The organism is Roseateles sp. P1_C6 (assembly GCF_056406315.1).
Window position 1 is genome coordinate 398,939 of record NZ_JBFUAK010000007.1, and the last position, 17,877, is coordinate 416,815.

A 17,877-nucleotide genomic window follows, 5' to 3' on the forward strand; every position below is an offset into this window, starting at 1 on the left:
GACAAGTAGGGTTAGGTTTGTAGCGCAGGATCAGCGCGCAGCGCGTCACTTCTTCTTCAGCACCGCCTTCACGGTCGCCGCCACGTTCTCCGGCGTGAAGCCGAAGTGCTTGAACAACACGCCGGCCGGGGCCGATTCGCCGAAGGTGTCGATGCCGACGACGGCGTCCACGCCGTACTTCCACCAGAAGTCGCTGACACCCATCTCGACGGCCACGCGCGGCAGGCCCTTGGGCAACACGCTCTTCTTGTAGTCTTTGTCCTGGCGGTCGAACACGTTGGTCGACGGCATGGACACGACGCGCACCTTGATGCCTTCATCGGCCAGCAGTGCCTTGGCGGCCATGGCCAGCTGCACCTCCGAGCCGGTCGCGATGATGACGGCCTCGGCCTTGCTGTTGCCCTTGGGGCTGACGGGGTCGAACAGCACGTAGGCGCCCTTGGCGATCTCGTCGACGTTGGTCTTGGGCGAGTAGGTCAGGTTCTGGCGCGACAGGGCCAGCAGGCTGGGGCGCTGCGCGTTGCCGATGGCCATGGTCCAGGCGACCACCGTCTCGGTCGTGTCGGCCGGGCGCCAGACGTCCAGGCCCGGGATCAGGCGCAGGCTGGCGACATGCTCGATGGACTGGTGCGTCGGGCCGTCTTCGCCCAGGCCGATGGAGTCGTGCGTCATCACGTGGATGACGCGCGTCTTCATCAGCGCGGCCATGCGGATGGCGTTGCGGCTGTAGTCGCTGAAGGTCAGGAAGGTGCCGCCGTAGGGGATGAAGCCGCCGTGCAGCGCGACGCCGTTCATGATCGCGGCCATGCCGAACTCGCGCACGCCGTAGTTGATGTGGCGGCCGTTGTTGGGCGTGCCGTCGGCGGCGATGCGCAGCGCCGGCGTGCTGGACGTGTTGGTCAGGTTGGAGCCGGTCAGGTCGGCGCTGCCGCCCAGCAGTTCGGGCAGGTTCAGCGTGAAGGCTTCCAGCGCCAGCTGGCTGGCCTTGCGGCTGGCGACGGTTTGCGCCTCGGCGTGGGCCTTGACGACGGCGTCCACGGCACTCTGCGCGAAGTTGGCGGGCAGCACGCCGGCCATGCGGCGCTGGAACTCGGCGGCCAGCTCGGGGTGGGCTTCGGCATAAGCGTCGAAGCGGGTGTCCCAGGCGGCTTCGGCCTTGTCGCCGGCGGCCTTGGCGTCCCAGGCGGCGTAGACGTCGGCCGGCACCGAGAACGGCTCGTGCGCCCAGCCGATGGCCTCGCGGGTCAGCTTGATCTCTTCGGCACCCAGCGGCTCGCCGTGGGCCTTGCTGGTGTTGGCGCGGTTGGGCGAGCCCTTGCCGATGGCCGTCTTGGCGATGACCAGCGTGGGCTTGTCGGCGCTCTTCTTGGCCTTGGCGATGGCCTTGTCGATGGCGTCCACGTCATGGCCGTCCACCGGGCCGACGACGTTCCAGCCATAGGCTTCGAAGCGCTTGGCCGTGTCGTCGGCAAACCAGGGCGCGACCTGACCGTCGATGGAGATGCCGTTGTCGTCGTAGATGGCGATCAGCTTGTTCAGCTTCCACGCGCCGGCCAGCGACGCGGCCTCGTGGCTGATGCCTTCCATCAGGCAGCCGTCGCCCAGGAAGACGTAGGTGTGGTGGTCGACGATGGTGTGGCCGTCGCGGTTGAAGTCACGCGCCAGCAGCTTCTCGGCCAGTGCCAGGCCCACCGCGTTGGTCACGCCCTGGCCCAGCGGGCCGGTGGTCGTCTCGACGCCGACGGTGATGCCCACTTCCGGGTGGCCCGGCGTCTTGCTGTGCAGCTGGCGGAAATTGCGCAGCTCCTCGATGGGCAGCGCATAGCCCGTCAGGTGCAGCAGCGCGTAGATCAACATGGAGCCATGGCCGTTGGACAGCACGAAGCGGTCGCGGTTGGCCCAGTGCGGGTTGGCCGGGTTGTGCTGCAGATGCCGGCCCCACAGCGCCACGGCGATGTCGGCCATGCCCATGGGCGCGCCCGGGTGGCCGGAGTTGGCCGCCTGCACCGCGTCCATCGCGAGCGCGCGGATCGCGTTGGCCATTTGGGTGGAGGAGGCGGTCGTTGCTGTCATGGCCGGGGCTTTCGTGGGGCTGAAGGGCAAAACCAGGGATTTTACGGGGGTGACCTCGCCGGGCTTGATCCAGCGCAAGGCAGGACCGTCGCCGGCGCGCGACGCTCGCAGCCATGCCCACCCCGTCCCTGCCGCTGGCCGTTCGTGTCATCCGCGCCGAGCACGACGCGCTGGCCGCGATGCTGCGCACCTTGCCGCTGCTGCTCGAAGCGCAGCGCCGCGCCCGCACGCCGCCCGAGTTCGAGGCGCTGCGGGCCATGCTCTTCTATGTCGACGAATTTCCGGAACGCTTGCATCACAAAAAGGAAAGCGAGCTGCTGTTCCCCAAGCTGCGCGCTCGGGCGCCCGAGCTGCGCGAGACGCTGGACGAGCTGGAGGCCGACCATGCCCAGGGCGAACGCGCCATCCGCGAGCTGCAGCACAGCCTGCTGGCCTGGGAGCAGATGGGCGACAGCCGGCGACCCAAGTTCGAGCAGCAGCTCAAGGTCTACGCCACGCGCTACCTGCGCCACATGAAGCGCGAGGAGACCGAGGTGCTGCCGTACGCCGCGCGTTGCTTCAGCGCCGACGACTGGGCCGTGCTGGACGAAGCCTTCGGCAGCCACCAGGACCCACTGGTGCCGCGCCCCGGCCAGCCGGTCGACGCGGCCTATGCCTCGCTGCGCCAGCGCATCCTGGCGGTGCTGCCGGCGCCGTTCGGTTGGGGGCCGGCGCTGCCCGCTCAGGCCGGGGGCTGATCCGCCAGACCGGCCGTTGGCTTCGCGCGGACGATGAAGCGAAAGCCCACGTCGGGACGGACCTCGTCGCGGGCGATGCGTTCGACGGCCGCCGAGCGGGTCTGCGCAAAGCTGCTGCGGTAGGACCCGCCGCGCAGCGCGTGCATGCCGGTGGCGGCGCCCGGCGGGCCTTCCGGGTCCACCCAGGCCTCGGGCGAGCGCTGCTCGGGGCCCAGCAGGTCGCGGCAGAGCTCGGCGACGTTGCCATGCATCTGGAACAGCCCCCACGCATTGGTCGGCAGGTCGGTGACCGGCAGCAGCGAGCGACTCTCCGCATTGACCTGCGGTGGCCCCACTTCGTCGCCGAAGGCGTAGGCCGTGCGCGTGCCGGCGCGGCACGCGGCCTCCCATTCGGCCTCGCTGGGCAGCCGGATGTCGCAGCCCGGCAGCCGTTGCGACAGCTGTGCGATGAAGCCTTCTGCCCCCGCGGCGCTGACGCCGGTGACGGGCAGCCGCTCGTCCTGACCCGACGTCGGTCGCCCCGTCACCCGGCTCCACAAGGCCAGCGTGCAGGCGGTGTCCGCGATCCAGAAACCTTGGCTGAGGCTGACCGTGCGCAGCTCGCCCTCCTCCGGCGGGCCCTTGGGCGAGCCCATGGCCAGCTTGCCGGCCGGCACCCAGCGCAGACGCTGGTGGGCCTCGTCGCCCCCGCCATCGGGCCAGCCGACGTGCAGCGCCGCGTGCACGCCGTAGTGGGCGTCCGAGCCCAGGCTGACGCCGACATCCGCTGAGGCGCGCTCCAGCTGCCGCGTCGTGCAGGCCCAACCCCGCGGGATGACCCACTCGTCCGCCGAATGGCTGTGCAGGGTCTCCAGCCAGACGTCCGTCGCCGCGATCAGCGGCGGGGCCAGCAGCGTGAGGCTGTCACCGTGGCGCACATCGTGCGCCCAGTCGGGCCGATTCAGCACGCGCTGCACGGGCCGGCCGAACTGTGTCAGCAGGTCCAGCGCTGCCACCTGCGACAGATGCGGGCGCAGCTCCTGCAGCAGGAACTGGGTCTGGTCCGCCGGTGCGCCGCGCGCCACCCAGGCGCCCAGCTGTTCGGTCAACCGGCTGGCGCGCAACATGCCCCACAGCGCATACGAGATCACGCGGTCACGCAGCGCCGCGCCTTCGCGCGACAGGGCCAGCCGCACCAGCTCCAGTTCGCCGGAGTTGACCGCCTCCACCAGCGCCCGCTCGTTCTCCAGCCGGGCGTCCTGCGGCGGGCCGGCCGGTGGCGGCGCCTCGCCGCGCTCCACCAGCTTGACCGTGGGCTCGGGCGCCGCAGCGGCTGAGACGGGCGGCACGACGGGGGCCTCGGCAGGCGCCGTCGGCATCGTGGCCGGGGCCTGCGCATCGGGCGGCTGCACCGTGGCCACGGTGGCCGCGGCCGGTTCCGCCGCCGCCTCGACCTCGGTGAACACCATCAGCGCGCCCAGCTGCGCGCCGGTCAGCGCGGCCTTCTGGTGCAGCTCACCGACGCGCGCCAGCAGCTCCAGCAGGTCGAAGCCCGAGCGGTTCTGCATGGCCGCCTCACACAGATCGGGCAGGCGCTGCAGCACCAACCGGTACTGCAGCTGCGCCGGCGAGTCCACGCCCAGCACCTGCAGCTGCAGCGCCCGGCGCAGCCCCACCACGTCGCGGAACAGCGCGTCGCTGCGCCAGTCGGCCAGCGTGATCAGCAGCCGCGCGCCGTGCAGGCGCAGGAACCGGTACAGCGCCGGCGCGAACAGCTGCAGCGCGCAGACGATGGCCAGCCATTCGCGCCGGCGTGGCGTCTTGGCGTCGCCCGCGCCCAGCGCCTCGGCCAACGCCAGCAGCGAGGTCATGCGGTACAGCTTGCGTGGCACGCCGGGCGTGATGGCGGCCACCAGCGTGGCCAGGTCGTTGGCCTGGGCCGAGGCGTCGGCGAACCAGTCCGGCCACTTCAGCGCCAGGAAGTCGCGCGCTGCCGCACCCGTGGGCCGCGGCAACCGCACCGGCAGGTGCACCAGCTTCTCCAGGTACTCCGCGCCGGTGATGGGCGTCATGCCTTCCTTGCCCTGCAGCGCGTAGTCGCGGTAGCGGTGGGCGATGCCGCGCTCGATGACCTCCTCGTCCAGCGCCAGCACGAAGGCGCAGCCCTCCACCTCCAGGAACAGCTTGATCGCCTCCAGCACCTCCACGGCCTTGTCGGGCAGGCAGCGGTCCAGGTCGTCGACGAGAAAGATGAGGTTGAGCCGGAAGTCCGCGTCAGGCAGCCGCTCGCCGGTGCCGAGCCAGAGCCAGCTGGCGCGCAGCCGGTAGACCAGCCGCGGCCACCAGCCCAGCCCTCGGTACTTGAGCCGCTCGCGGTGCAGCGCCAGCGCCTTGGGGTTGCGGCCGGTGACGGCGCGCAGGTGCTCCAGGAAGTCGTAGTACAGGCTGTTGAGCTGGTCCACCGGCGTGGTCAGGCGGCGCGCCTGCTGCAGTGCCGTGCGGCGCTGCCGCCAGCGCGCCCAGGCCGAGGGCTGCGGCTTGCCGGCCTCGGCCTTGAACTCGGGCAGCTTCAGCGCCACGCCCTGCGCCGCCAGCGCGGTCTGCAGCAGCTCGCGGCCACCGTGCTGGTAGACGGTCTGGGCCAGGTCGCCCAGCAGTGTCAGCCGGTCCGACAGCAGCTCGTTGCGCCGGATGTCGTCGCCCAGGCTGGCTTCGAGCGCCTTGCGCACGCATTGCTGGGCGACGCGCAGCAGCGGCACCAGCAGATGCTCCTCGCGCTCGAAGCGCCAGGCATTGAAGGGCACGACGACGTTGAGCACCTGTTCGCCGTCACCGGGTGGCAAGGCCTCGCCCACGGTCTGCAGCAGCCGGCTCTTGCCGGCGCCCCATTCGCCGAACACGCCCACGACCAGCGCCGGCTCGGTGCTGCTGCCGGCGCCCGGCTGCAGGCTGGCCGTCAGCTCGGCGACGAGGCGCTGCGCCAATGCCGCATGGCCGAAGGAGAGCGGGGCGGCGGTTGCCATGGTCGCCATTGTTAGGCGGTGCTCCCCGCGCCGAGGCGCAGGGCATCCTCAGGGATGACTAGGAGGATGAGCGCAGCAGCCGCAGCCGCCCGCCCGCGGCCCAGCTGTCCAGCGGCCGGCGCACGTCCTGGCGCAGCTCGTCCTCGCTGTCGGCATCGGCGCCCAGCAGGCCCACCCAGGCATTGCGGCCGGCCTCCTTGGCCTCGTACAGCGCCGCGTCGGCGAGGTCGATGGCGGAGCGCCAGTCCAGCGCGCGTGGCAGCGCCGGGCACAGCGGGAAGGCCGAGAAGCCGACCGAGCAGGTCTGGGCCAGGCGCACGCCGCCTTCCAGCTCGAAGGCCTGCGATGCGACGGCCTGGCGGGCGCGCTCGGCCAGCTCGGCGGCGCGGCTGCGCGGCGTGCCGCGGGCGACGATGAGGAACTCCTCGCCGCCCCAGCGCACCAGGTAGTCGGTGGCACGGAAGACCTGCTGCAGCCGGCCGCGCATCTGCTCCAGCACCGCGTCGCCGGCCATGTGGCCGTGGGCGTCGTTGATGCGCTTGAAGTGGTCGATGTCGATCAGGAAGAACAGCAGGTCCTGCTCGCTCTCGCCCGGCACCGGCGCGTCGGACAGCGGCTCGTAGTGGCGCAGCGTCAGCGCCGCGTCGGCCGGCATCTGGCGGTCCAGGAAGCGGCGGTTGCGCAGGCCTGTCAGCGGGTCGGTGAGGCTGGCTTCCTCCAGCTCGATGGACTTGGCGTTCAGCTCCGCCGTGGCGGCTTCCAGCGCCTCGGTGCGCTCACGCACACGCGCCTCCAGCACGCGACGGTGGCGCAGCAGCAGGCCGGTGCGTACGCGCACGATGCCGGCGACGACGGCCACCACGAGGATCAGCGCCAGCGCCAGCGCCCAGCGCGTCTGCCACCAGGCGGCGCGCACGTCGACGTCGATCAGCAGCTCGCTGGGCCCCCAGGCGCCGTCGCGGTTGCTGCCCTGCACGTGCAGCTTGTAGCGCCCCGGCGTGAGGTTGGTGTAGGTGGCCGTGCGGCTCAACGCGCCGGCGTCTATCCAGCCATGGTCCAGCCCGTCCAGCCGGTAGCGGTAGCGGTTGCGGCCGGGCTGGCTGTAGTCCAGCGACGCGAAGGCCAGGCTGAAGGCGCGCTCGCCCGGCGCCAGCAGCAGCGGCTGGCCGTTGCCCGGCAGCGCGCGCTCCTCGCCGTCCACGCGCAGCTCTGAAATGACCAGCGGCGGCTTGTAGCCCCAGGGCGCGAAGCGCTCGGGGTCGATGACCAGCAGGCCGCGCGCACCGCCGAACAGCATGCGGCCGTCGTCCAACTTGGCGTAGGCGCGGAACCAGCCGGTGCCCAGGTCGGCGCCGTCGGCCGCGCCCAGCTCGCGGCGCTCGCCGCTGCGCGGGTCGAACATGTTGCGCTGCGACCAGATGCGGCCCTGCTTGTCGAACAGCAGGTTGGCGCCGAAGGCCCCGCCCACGTCGGACGCGCCCACGGCCTCGAAGCGCGCACGCTTGCCGTCGCTCTGCACCAGCCGGTGCAGGCCGGTGCCGGTGTCCACCCACAGCCGCCCGGCCAGGTCCACGGCCATGCCCAGCACCGTCTGGCCGGTCAGGCCGGTGGGCTCCACCCACTCGGCCACCGGCTCGTCGGCGCCGGGCTTGGCGACGCGGAACAAGCCCGCCGCGCCACCGGCCCACAGGCTGCCGTCGGGCAGGCTGGCAAAGGCGTTGACCTCGCCGGTGCCGCCCACCAGGCCGGCCGTCGGGATGGCGCGCATGACCGGCTTGTCGGGCGTCCAGCGCATCACGCCGTCCAGCGTCGCGATCCACAGCGCGCCGTCGTCGGTGGGGTGGAAGCGCCGCGGCACCGCGTTGCCGCTGCGCAGCGTTTCCTTCCAGCGGCCCTGCGCGTCGAAGCGCAGCAGCTGCGTGTCGATGGCCACCCAGACGGCGCCGTCCTTGCTCTGGCCCAGCGCATTGACGCGCCCCGGCGGCAGGCCGCCGCCGTTGCCACCCGCCGGCGCGATGAGGCCCAGCGGCTGCAGCTGCCGGTCGCGGCGCTCGATGCCGCCGGACAGCAGGCCCAGCCAGACTTCGCCATTGGCCAGCTGCAGGATGCTGCGCACGTCCAGACTGGCCGGCGCGGCGGCGATGGTGTCGCGCACCATGGACAGGCCAGGCAGCGACGGCACATGGCGCATCAGGCCGCCGCCATAGCTGCCGGCCCAGATGGTGCCCGACGGGTCGCGCATCAGCGCGCGCACATCACTGCGCGGCGCGGTGCCGGCGCCCGCGGTGGGCAGGCGCTCGATGAGGGCGCCGTCGGTCGCGTGGCGCCGCGACACGCCCGACGCGTCGCCAAACCACAGCTCGTCGGCATCCGGCTGGGCCATCGCCATGACGGGCCAGACACCCGAGGTCGCGCCCGGCTGGGCGCCCGTGCTGAACGGCAACGGCTGGCCGCCGGGCGACAGCGCGCGCAGCTGGCCTTGCGCCGTGCCGACGATGACGCGGCCGTCCAGCGTCTCGCTGATCAGCGTGACGAGCTGGTCGCCCAGGCCGATGTCCAGCGTCTCGATGGGGCCGTCCGGCGCCTTGCGCGCCACGCCGCGCCAGGTGCCTATCCACAGCGTGCCCTGGCGGTCGACCAGCAGCGTCTGCACGCGCGGGTCGGGCAGGCCGTCCTCGCGGCCGCGGTGGTGGGTGAAGCGCTGGTTCTTGACGTCGAAGCGGTCCAGCCCGCCACTGCCGCCTATCCACAGCGTGCCGTCTTTCTCCAGCGCCAGCGTGCGCACCGTGTTGGCGGCGGGCGCAGTCTCGTCGGCCGACTTGCCGTCGCGCGCCCAGCGCGCCCACTGGCCGCTGGCCATGTCCATGCGCACCAGGCCGCTGTTGCCGGCGGCCACCCACATCCAGCCGCGCGGGTCGGGCAGCATGGCGCGCACGAACTGCTCGGGCAGCAGCTGGCCGTCGGGGCCGCTCAAGGGGTAGCGGCGGAAGGCATAGCCGTCGAAGCGCAGCAGGCCCTCGGGCGAGCCGGCCCACAGCAGGCCGCGGGCGTCCAGCGCGAGGGCCGACACGACGTTGTCCCGCACCGCGCCGGGCTCGCCGATGGGCTCGAAGCGCGGCACCACGGCCGACGCTGCGCCCACCAACCCCACGGCGATCAACAGGGCTGCACACCCTTTTGTTATCAAGGCCCTCATGCCGGCATTCTCAGGCACCGGCAAGACCCGGCCGGGCGGGTCTTGCCCTCAGAGGATGTGAATGATCCCCACGCTGGTCCCGGCGAGAGCCGCATCTGGCGGGCCGAGCGCCGGGCCGCTCCCAAGCCGGCCCGCTCTGGCGATGTGCTTGCGGCTCGATGCCGCAAGCATCGCCGTCCCCTCGGGGGACCGATCAGTTGCGCCCGCGTCCAGCGAGCGCGACCGGGCGAGGGGTTTTTTCAAGCCGCCAGCGGCTTGGTGATGGCGTCGATGCGTTCCAGCACGCCGGGCGTCAGCTTGGGCGTGACGGCCAGCGCGCCGAGGTTGTCGTGCAGCTGCTCGATGCGGCTGGCGCCCAGGATGACGGTGGACACGCGCGGGTTGCGGTTGATCCAGGCGATGGCCAGCTGCGCCGTGTTGCAGCCCAGCTCGGCGGCGACCTCGGCCAGCTGGCCGACGGCGTCGTTCTTGGCCTTGTCCTGCAGCTGCTCGCGCATCCAGGCCATGTTGTCCAGCGCGCCGCGGCTGCCGTCGGGGATGCCGTGGCGGTACTTGCCGGTCAGCAGGCCCGAGGCCAGCGGGCTCCACGTCGTCAGGCCCAGGCCGATGTCCTCGTACAGGCGCGCGTAGTCCTGCTCGACGCGGCGGCGGTGGAACAGGTGGTACTGCGGCTGCTCGACGACCGGCTTGTGCAGGTGGTGGCGCTCGGCGATCTCCCAGGCGGCGCGGATGTCGGCGGCCGACCATTCGCTGGTGCCCCAGTACAGCGCCTTGCCCTGGCGGATGATGTCGCTCATGGCCCAGACCGTCTCCTCGATGGGCGTGTGCGGGTCGGGGCGGTGGCAGTAGATCAGGTCCAGGTGTTCCAGCTGGAAGCGCTTCAGCGACGCATCCACCGCCTGCATCAGGTACTTGCGGTTCAGCGTGTCCTTGCGGTTCACCGTCACGCCGTCGCGCGCGAGGCCCCAGAAGAACTTGCTGGAGACGATGTAGTCCAGCCGGTTCCAGCCCAGCGCCTTGAAGGCCTGGCCCATGACGACCTCGCTCTCGCCCTGGGCATAGACCTCGGCGTTGTCGAAGAAATTGACGCCGGCGTCGAAGGCCGCGGCCAGCATCTCGGTGGCGGCCTTGGTGCCGACCTGGTTGTGGTACGTGACCCAGGAGCCGAGCGAGAGTTCGGACACCTGGAGGCCGGCGCGGCCGAGGCGGCGGTATTGCATGGACAGTCCTGTGCGGTTGGGCAAAGGCCGGCAGCTTAAGCGGGATGGCATGCGCCTGCGGGCCGGGCGGGTATCGTTGCGGCCATGAAGCTTGCCGTCATCGGCGCCGGCCCTGCCGGCCTCGCCCTCGCGCTGCTGGCCGCGCAGCGCCTCACCGACCGCCAGGTCGCCGAGATCCACCTCTTCGACACCCGGCCGCTGGACCGTGACGTCAGCGGCGACGCGCGCACGCTGGCGCTCAACCTGGGCAGCATCCGGCTGCTGCAGCGGCTCTCGGCCTGGCGGCCCGAGGTGGCCCAGGCCATCCAGACCGTGCACGTCAGCCAGGCGCCGCCCGCGCCGGTGGCCGGCGAGGTGTGGATACGCGCGGCCGACTTGCAGACGCCGCAGCTGGGCGCCGTGCTGCCCTATGGCGCGCTGGTGGCGCCGCTGCAGCAGCGCTGGCTGGGCCTGGCCGCGCAGGCGCCGCAGCGGCTGTTCACGCGCTTTGGCACGCCGGTGAACGCGATCCGCTCGGACGCCGGCGGCGTCGAGCTGGACAGCGGCGAGGCCCACCTGGCCGAGCGCTTCGACCTGGCCGTCGTCGCCGAGGGCGGCGTGTTTGCCGAGCAGGACCGCAAGGCCATCACCAGCGACTACCACCAGAACGCCTGGGTCGGCAGCGTGCGCCTGGCCGCGCCGGGCCTGCAAGGCCTGGCCATCGAGCGCTTCACGCGCAACGGCCCGCTGGCGCTGCTGCCGCTGCCCGACGACGCGCAAGGCTCGCGCGCGGCGCTGGTCTGGTGCCTGCCGCAGGCCGAGGACGACATCGCCACGCTGAACGACGCCCAGCGCCTGGTCGTCATCCAGCAACAGCTGCCCGCCGCGGCCGGCACACTGACCGGCATCTCGGCGCTGAAGTGCTTCCCGCTGGGCCTGAACGCCGAGACGCGGCTGCTGCAAGGCCGCACGCTGCGCATCGGCAACGCGGCGCAGACGCTGCACCCGGTGGCCGGCCAGGGGCTCAACCTGGGTCTGCGCGACGCGCAGGCGCTGGTGGACGCGCTGCGCGATGCGACCGAGACGGGCCTGGGCCTGGACGCCGTGCTGAGTCGTGTGGACTGGCAGCGCGCGCCGGACCGCTGGCCCATGATTGCCGCGACCGACTTCCTGGCGCGCAGCTTCGCCTGGCGCCTGCCGGGGCTGCCGGCACTGCGCGGCCTGGCGCTGGCCGGGTTGCAGCTGGCCGCGCCGCTGAAGACCGCCGTGGCCCGTCGCATGATGTTTGGCGGCTGAATGGACATCCGACCCATCCAGCCCGACGAGATCGAAACGGCGCGGCTGCTGCTGGCCGACAACGGCTGGGGCCCGCGCGTCGAAGACCCGGCGGTGTTCCGCCTGCTGCTGGCGCAGTCGCAGGTCGCGCTGGTGGCCGTGGACGGCGGCGAGGTCGTCGGCTTTTTGCGCGCCATCACTGACGGCCTCTTCAACGGCTACATCTCCATGGTCGTCGTCGCCGCGTCGCAGCGCGGCCGCGGCATCGGCAGCGCGCTGGTGCAGGCGGCCATGGGCAGCAACGAGCGCATGACCTGGGTGCTGCGCGCCGGCCGCGACGGCGTGTCGGCCTTCTACGAGAAGCTGGGCTTTCGCGTGTCCGAGGTCGCCATGGAGCGGCCCGGACAGCGGCGCTGATCAGGGAAGACAACACATGCGTCAAGCATTCATCACCGTGGCGGCGTTGGTGCTGCTGGCCGCCGCCGGGGCGGCATCGGCCCAGTCAGTCGCGCTGATCCCGCCCGGCAAGGCCATCGCCGGTGCCTCGCAGGAGGAATGGTCCAAGCGCTGGTGGCGCTGGGCGATGTCGTTCGACGAGGACGAGAGCCCCGTCGGCGACCGCGACGGGCGCCTGTGCTCGCGCGGCCAGACGGGGCCGGTGTGGTTCCTGGCCGGCACCTACGGTACGGCGCGCACCATCCGCAGCTGCCGCGTGCCGGCCGGCAAGACGCTGTTCTTCCCGCTGATCAACTACATCACCGTCGAGCCCGACGAGGAGGACGAGCCCTGCGCGTCGCTGAAGCAGCGCGCGGCGCGGCTGACGCCCGCGCCCAGCGGCCTGGTGCTGGAGGTCAACGGCAAGCGCTTCAAGGGCCTGGCCGCGCACCGGCAGGCGACGCGGCGCTGCTTCCATGTCTTCGCCGATGACGACACGCTGGCGGCCGGCAACGGCTTCTACGTGGCGCTGGGCCCGCTCACCAAGGGCCGCTACACGCTGAACTTCGGCGGCATCCTGCCGGAGCTGTCGCAGGCCGTGACCTACACGCTGGACGTCGAATGACCATCCGCGTCGGCCTGATCTCCGACACCCACGGCCTGCTGCGGCCGGAGGCCGAGGCCTGGCTGCAGGGCAGCGACTTCATCGTCCACGCCGGCGACATCGGCGACCCGGCCATCCTCGAGCGCCTGGCCCGCATCGCGCCGCTGACCGTCGTGCGCGGCAACAACGACAACGCGCCCTGGGCCCGCGATGTACCGCACGCGGCGCGGCTGCAGGCGGGCGGCCTCACGCTGCATGTGCTGCACGACCTGGCCGAGCTGGACATCGACCCGCGCTCGTCCGCCGTGGACGTGGTCGTCGCCGGCCACTCGCACAAGCCGCTGATCGAGGAGCGCGACGGCGTGCTGTTCGTCAACCCGGGCAGCGCCGGCCCGCGCCGCTTCAGCCTGCCCATCTCGGCCGGCGAGCTGCTCATCGACGGCCAGCAGCGCAGCGCGCGCCACGTCGTGCTCGTCCCTCCGATGTAGGGACGCCGGCTTGTGAGCCCGCCGTGCCGGTGGGACGATGGCCGACCAGCCCTTGTCGGGCCCGGAGGCAGCATGACCACCAGCCATCCTCGCGCCTCGCGCCGTCTGATTGCCGCACTGGCGGCCTGTGGCCTCACGGCCCTGGCCTGCAGCGCCGAAACGGCCACCGCCTTCGACCCGCTGCTGAGCGAGCCCGGCGGCCTCTGCCGCCCGTCGGCCGCCGGCCGGCCCGTGCTGCTGCAGGCCTTGCTCGCGGCGGCGCCCAAGTCCGAGACCCAGCCCTTCCAGCCCGCGGTAATGAAGGCCGCGGCGGGTGATGTGCCGGTCTACACCGACCTGGGCCGCATGAGTTTCAAGCTGGGCCATGCCAGCCCGCGCGTGCAGGCCTATTTCGACCAGGGCCTGCGCCTGGCCTTCGCGTTCAACCACGCCGAGGCGCAGCGCGCTTTCCAGGCCGCGCAGAAGCTGGACCCCGGCTGTGGCCTGTGCTTCTGGGGCGAGGCGCTGGTGCTGGGCCCCAACATCAACGTGCCCATGCAGGCCGAGGCGAATGCGCCCGCCTGGGTGGCGCTGGGCCACGCCGTCGCGCTGAAGGACAGGCTGCCACCGCGCGAGCGCGTCCTCATCGAGGCCTTGCAGGCCCGCTACAAAGCCGAGCCGCCGGCCGACCGCGCGCCGCTGGACGCCGCCTATGCCGACGCGATGAAGCGCGTGGCGGCGCAGTTCCGCGGCGAGGACCTGATGCATGTGCTGGCCGCCGAAGCGGCCATGGACACCCAGCCGTGGGACTACTGGGAGGCCGCCGGCGCCAAACCCAAGGGCCGCACGGCCGACATCGTCGCCGCGCTGGAGACCGTGCTCAAGCGCAACCCCAATCACGCCGGCGCCATCCACCTCTACATCCACGCCGTCGAGGCGTCGACGACACCGGAGCGCGCGCTGGCGCCCGCGCGCCGGCTGGCCGCGCTGATGCCCGGCGCCGGCCACATCGTGCACATGCCGGCCCACATCTATTACCGCGTGGGCCTGTACCGCGAATCGCTGGAGCTCAACCGCCGCGCCATCGCCGTCGACGAGGCCTACTTCAAGCGCTCGCCGTCCGACCCGCTGTACCGCTCGGCCTATTACCCGCACAACATCCACTTCCTGATGGTGTCGGCGCAGATGGGCGGCGCCGCCAGCACGGCCATCGAGGCGGCGGCCAAGCTGGATGCGTCCATGCCCGTCGACGTGGTCAAGGCCTTCCCCATCATGCAGCCCGTCAAGGCCGCGCCGTACACGACGCATGCGCAGTTCAGCCCGCCCGACGTCATCCTGAAGCTGCCGGCGCCGGCCGACGACCTGGTGCTGGTGCGCGTCATGTACCACTACGCCCGCGCCGTGGCCCAGGCCGCGCGCCACGATGCCGCCGCTGCCAAGCTAGAGATCGCCGCGCTGACGGCGCTGGAAGGCGCCGATTTCAGCGCCTTCGACCCCTGGGGCATCCCGGCCAAGGCCATCACGCAGACGGCCCGGCTGGTCGCCACGGCCCGCCTGGCCGATGCCCAGGGCGACCTCGCCGGCGCGGCCACGGCGCTGGAGCAGGCCGTCGCCATAGAGGATGGCCTGGCCTACACCGAGCCGCCCTACTGGTACTACCCGGTGCGCCAGTCGCTGGGCGCGGTGCGGCTGCGCCAGGGCCGGCTGGAGGAAGCCGAGACGGCGCTGCGCGAGTCGCTGGCCCGCGTGCGCAACAACGGCTGGGCGCTGGCCGCGCTGGCCGAGGTCTACAAGAAGCGCGGCGATGCGGCTGCCGAGCAGAGCGCTCGCCAGGCGTTGAGCAAGGCTTGGTTCGGCACGGAGGGCGGGCCCGACCTCACAAAGCTCTAGGCTGGGTGTCCCCTGGGACAATGGCGGCATGAGCCTGACCGCCTACATGGACGACCTCGGCCGCGCTGCCCGCGCCGCCGCCACCTTGATGGCCGCCGCGCCCACCGCGGCCAAGAACGCCGCCCTGCTGGCGCTGGCCCGCCGCCTGCGCGCGGCCGGCCCGGCGCTGGCCGAAGCCAACGCCCGTGACCTGGCCGGCGCCGCCGAACTCAGCGGCCCGCTGCGCGATCGCCTGAAGCTCGACGCCAAGACGCTGGCCACCGTGGCCGAAGGCTGCGAGCAGATCGCCGCCATGCCCGACCCCATCGGCGAGATCACCGGCGTGAAGCGCCGCCCCACCGGCATCAGCGTGGGCCAGATGCGCGTGCCGCTGGGCGTGTTCGGCATGATCTACGAGAGCCGCCCCAACGTGACCATCGAGGCCGCGTCGCTGGCCATCAAGAGCGGCAACGCCTGCATCCTGCGCGGTGGTTCCGAGGCCATCCATTCCAACCTCGCGCTGGCTGAGATCGTGGCCGCGTCGCTGGAAGAAGCCGGCCTGCCGCGCGCCGCCGTGCAACTCGTCAACACGACCGACCGCGCCGCCGTCGGCCTGCTGATCTCGTCACCGCAATGGGTGGACGTCATCATCCCGCGCGGCGGCAAGGGGCTGATCGAGCGCATCAGCGCCGAGGCCAAGGTGCCCGTCATCAAGCACCTGGACGGCAACTGCCACAGCTATGTCGACGCCGAGGTGGACCTGGACCAGGCCGTCAAGGTCGTCGACAACGCCAAGACGCAGAAGTACAGCCCCTGCAACGCGACCGAGTCGCTGCTGGTGCATGAGGCCCAGGCGCCGGCCTTCCTGCCGCGCATCGCGGCGGTCTTCAAGGCCAAGGGCGTGGAAATGCGCGGCTGCCTGCGCACGCTGGCCCTGGTGCCCGGCGCGGTGGCGGCGACCGAGGAGGACTGGTCCACCGAATATCTCGCCCCCATCATCAGCATCAAGGTGGTCGATTCGCTCGACGAGGCCATGGCCCACATCAACCGCTACGGCTCGCACCACACCGACGCCATCCTGACGACCAACCACCCGAACGCGATGCGCTTCCTGCGCGAGGTCGACTCGGCCAGCGTGATGGTCAACGCCAGCACCCGCTTTGCGGACGGCTTCGAGTACGGCCTGGGCGCCGAGATCGGCATCTCCACCGACAAGTTCCACGCCCGCGGCCCGGTGGGGCTGGAGGGCCTGACGTCGATGAAGTGGGTGGTGTTGGGGCAGGGCGAGGTGAGGGGCTGAGCGCGAGCTCTTTCATTTCTCAGCGCGCGTCAACCCATGCCGTCGATCCGCCTTCTGACCGAGCACGCTGGCGCAGACATTCGAGAAGCAGCACAGGCGTTTGTCGAGCTCAGAGACGAATTGCACGTCAACGCAACCCCGTCACCTGTGCCTCCTTCGGCGCACTGATCACATAGTCCGCCGTGAACCGCTGGCTCTGCCCGGCCGCCAGCGGCAGCTCCCACAGCACCAGCCCCGGCTGCTTGCGCCAGGCCTGTGTCGCAGGCTGAGGGCTGAACTGCGTCTGCACCTTGATGTCCTCGTGCTGCGCCACCGGCGCGGCCTCGATGACTTGCAGCGTCACCGAGCCCGTGGTGTGCCGGTTCTCGACGACGTAGGCGCGCCCGTAGCGGGTTTCCGCCCGAGCGCCGATGAAGCCGGTGTTGCCCGCGTTGCGCTGCTCGGGCTCGATCTGCACGCGCACGGCGTCGTCGCGGCCGAAGGGAAGCTCCAGCCGCTCATCACCGCTGGCGACATTGAGCGTGCTGCTGCCCACCAGCGCACCGTCGCGCACCAGTTGCAGCGCGCCACGCGGCCAGGCACCAGATGGCTTGGCCACGTCGGCCACGAGATAGGCCGCGGCCTCGCTCTGCGGCTGCACGCGGGCCAGCACCTTGGCCTGCAGCTTCTCGGTGCCCAGCGCCAGGCTGGCGCGCTGCGTGCCGCTGTCGATGTTGACGCGCACTGGCAGCACGAACTCGGTGGCGTAGCCGCCCTGGAAGACGCTGAGGTCGAAGCGGTCGACCTCCGGCGCGCTGGCGACGCGCGAGCCGGCGACGGCGATGGCAGGCGCGGGCGACGCCGGGGCGGCGAACATGGCCCGCTCGCGGGGCTCCGCCACGGGCGCGGGGCGCGCGATGTCCAGCGGCCAGGGGCGCGGCGGGGGCGCCCCCACGCGGGCTTGCACCTGGGCCGTCGACAGCGTCAGCTTCACGCTCTTCCAGTCCTCGCCGCTCTGCTGCGACACCTGCGCCAGCCGCTCCAGGCTCAGTGCGCCGCTCGCCGTGTCCAGCAGCGCGCGGTAGCTGGGCGCCCAACCGGCCTGCGTGACGCGGTAGTTCAGCTTCAGCTCGGCGTCGCGCGCCGTGGACAGCCGCAGGCGCAGGCTGCGCCACTGCGGGTTGGCCGCGGCCACGCGGTCGCGTTCGCCCTTCAAAGGCGCGAGCTGTTTCTCCAGATCCTCCAACTGGCGCTTGAGGGCGGCCTGGCGCAGCAGCGCGTCCAGCGCCGTCTTGCGGATGCTGTCGGCCGTGGCCGCGATGCCGGTGGCCGGCGTGGCGCGCGCTTCGCCCGCGCCCAGTGCTTTCAGGTAGCCCAGGCTGGTGTCCAGCGCGCTCGACTCCGCCGCCAGCGTGTCGCGCTGGCCTTCGAGCTTGCGCAGTTGCTCGTCCAGCGGGCTGGTCGCGCACTCGGGGGCGCGCTCGCGCGGCAAGGTCTCCAACTGCACCGGGCCCAGGTTGACGCCGGCCGGCGCGTCGATCTGCAGCGAGTCGGGGTCGAAGCGGGTCGACAGGCAGTTCAGCACCAGCTCGCGCGCGCCGGCGGCCACGGTGGCCAGCCGCATGACCTGGGCGCCGCCGGGGTAGACGAGCACTTCGTCGATGCGGCTGGCCGTTGGCGACTGGGCCAGCGCCACCGTGGGCAGCAGGGTGGCCAAGGTGAGCGCAAGGGGCTGCTTCAT

Annotated in this window: 12 protein-coding genes; 7 read left to right on the forward strand and 5 right to left on the reverse strand. The window is 72.0% G+C overall.

Annotated elements, in window-relative coordinates; translation table 11 throughout:
* Positions 1-45: 45 nt before the first annotated feature.
* Entirely contained in the window at positions 46-2,073 is a 2,028-nt protein-coding gene (gene tkt / locus AC1D29_RS17790; RefSeq protein ID WP_477899776.1) for a transketolase, read from the reverse strand.
* A gap of 113 nt (positions 2,074-2,186) precedes the next feature.
* Here tkt and AC1D29_RS17795 point away from each other — a divergent pair, with 113 nt between their 5' ends.
* Positions 2,187-2,810 carry a hemerythrin domain-containing protein gene (locus tag AC1D29_RS17795; RefSeq protein WP_477899778.1) on the forward strand — a complete coding sequence of 208 codons (624 nt, stop codon included), beginning with the start codon at positions 2,187-2,189 and terminating at the stop codon, positions 2,808-2,810.
* On the opposite strand, the gene AC1D29_RS17800 is transcribed toward AC1D29_RS17795, so the two are convergent.
* The 3 genes from AC1D29_RS17800 to AC1D29_RS17810 form a co-directional block, all read right to left on the reverse strand.
* Entirely contained in the window at positions 2,795-5,812 is a 3,018-nt protein-coding gene (locus tag AC1D29_RS17800; RefSeq protein WP_477899780.1) for an SUMF1/EgtB/PvdO family nonheme iron enzyme, read from the reverse strand. The genes AC1D29_RS17795 and AC1D29_RS17800 overlap by 16 nt on opposite strands.
* 58 nt (positions 5,813-5,870) lie before the next feature.
* Complete coding sequence (locus AC1D29_RS17805) at positions 5,871-9,008, reverse strand: diguanylate cyclase (protein ID WP_477899782.1); 3,138 nt, start codon at positions 9,006-9,008, stop codon at positions 5,871-5,873.
* Positions 9,009-9,247: 239 nt separating this feature from the next.
* A complete protein-coding gene (locus AC1D29_RS17810) occupies positions 9,248-10,228 on the reverse strand; it encodes a potassium channel beta subunit family protein (protein WP_477899784.1) in 981 nt (326 codons plus the stop codon).
* Positions 10,229-10,312: 84 nt separating this feature from the next.
* Between AC1D29_RS17810 and AC1D29_RS17815 the strand changes: the two genes are divergently transcribed.
* The 6 genes from AC1D29_RS17815 to AC1D29_RS17840 all read left to right on the forward strand — a co-directional run bounded on the left by AC1D29_RS17815 (position 10,313) and on the right by AC1D29_RS17840 (position 16,157).
* A complete protein-coding gene (locus AC1D29_RS17815) occupies positions 10,313-11,503 on the forward strand; it encodes an FAD-dependent monooxygenase (RefSeq protein WP_477899786.1) in 1,191 nt (396 codons plus the stop codon).
* Positions 11,504-11,899, forward strand: coding sequence for a GNAT family N-acetyltransferase (locus AC1D29_RS17820; protein WP_477899788.1), 396 nt, complete (start codon positions 11,504-11,506; stop codon positions 11,897-11,899). It abuts the gene before it with no gap.
* Between the two features lie 16 nt (positions 11,900-11,915).
* Positions 11,916-12,542, forward strand: a complete 627-nt coding sequence (locus AC1D29_RS17825; protein ID WP_477899790.1) for a hypothetical protein — start codon at positions 11,916-11,918, stop codon at positions 12,540-12,542.
* Positions 12,539-13,009 (forward strand): metallophosphoesterase family protein, encoded by a 471-nt coding sequence (locus tag AC1D29_RS17830; protein WP_477899792.1) that lies wholly within the window; start codon positions 12,539-12,541, stop codon positions 13,007-13,009. The genes AC1D29_RS17825 and AC1D29_RS17830 overlap by 4 nt, the downstream gene beginning before the upstream one ends.
* Positions 13,010-13,081: 72 nt before the next feature.
* Positions 13,082-14,878, forward strand: coding sequence for a hypothetical protein (locus tag AC1D29_RS17835; RefSeq protein WP_477899794.1), 1,797 nt, complete (start codon positions 13,082-13,084; stop codon positions 14,876-14,878).
* Between the two features lie 28 nt (positions 14,879-14,906).
* Entirely contained in the window at positions 14,907-16,157 is a 1,251-nt protein-coding gene (locus AC1D29_RS17840; protein ID WP_477899796.1) for a glutamate-5-semialdehyde dehydrogenase, read from the forward strand.
* A gap of 127 nt (positions 16,158-16,284) precedes the next feature.
* On the opposite strand, the gene AC1D29_RS17845 is transcribed toward AC1D29_RS17840, so the two are convergent.
* Positions 16,285-17,877, reverse strand: a complete 1,593-nt coding sequence (locus AC1D29_RS17845) for a DUF4139 domain-containing protein (RefSeq protein ID WP_477899798.1) — start codon at positions 17,875-17,877, stop codon at positions 16,285-16,287.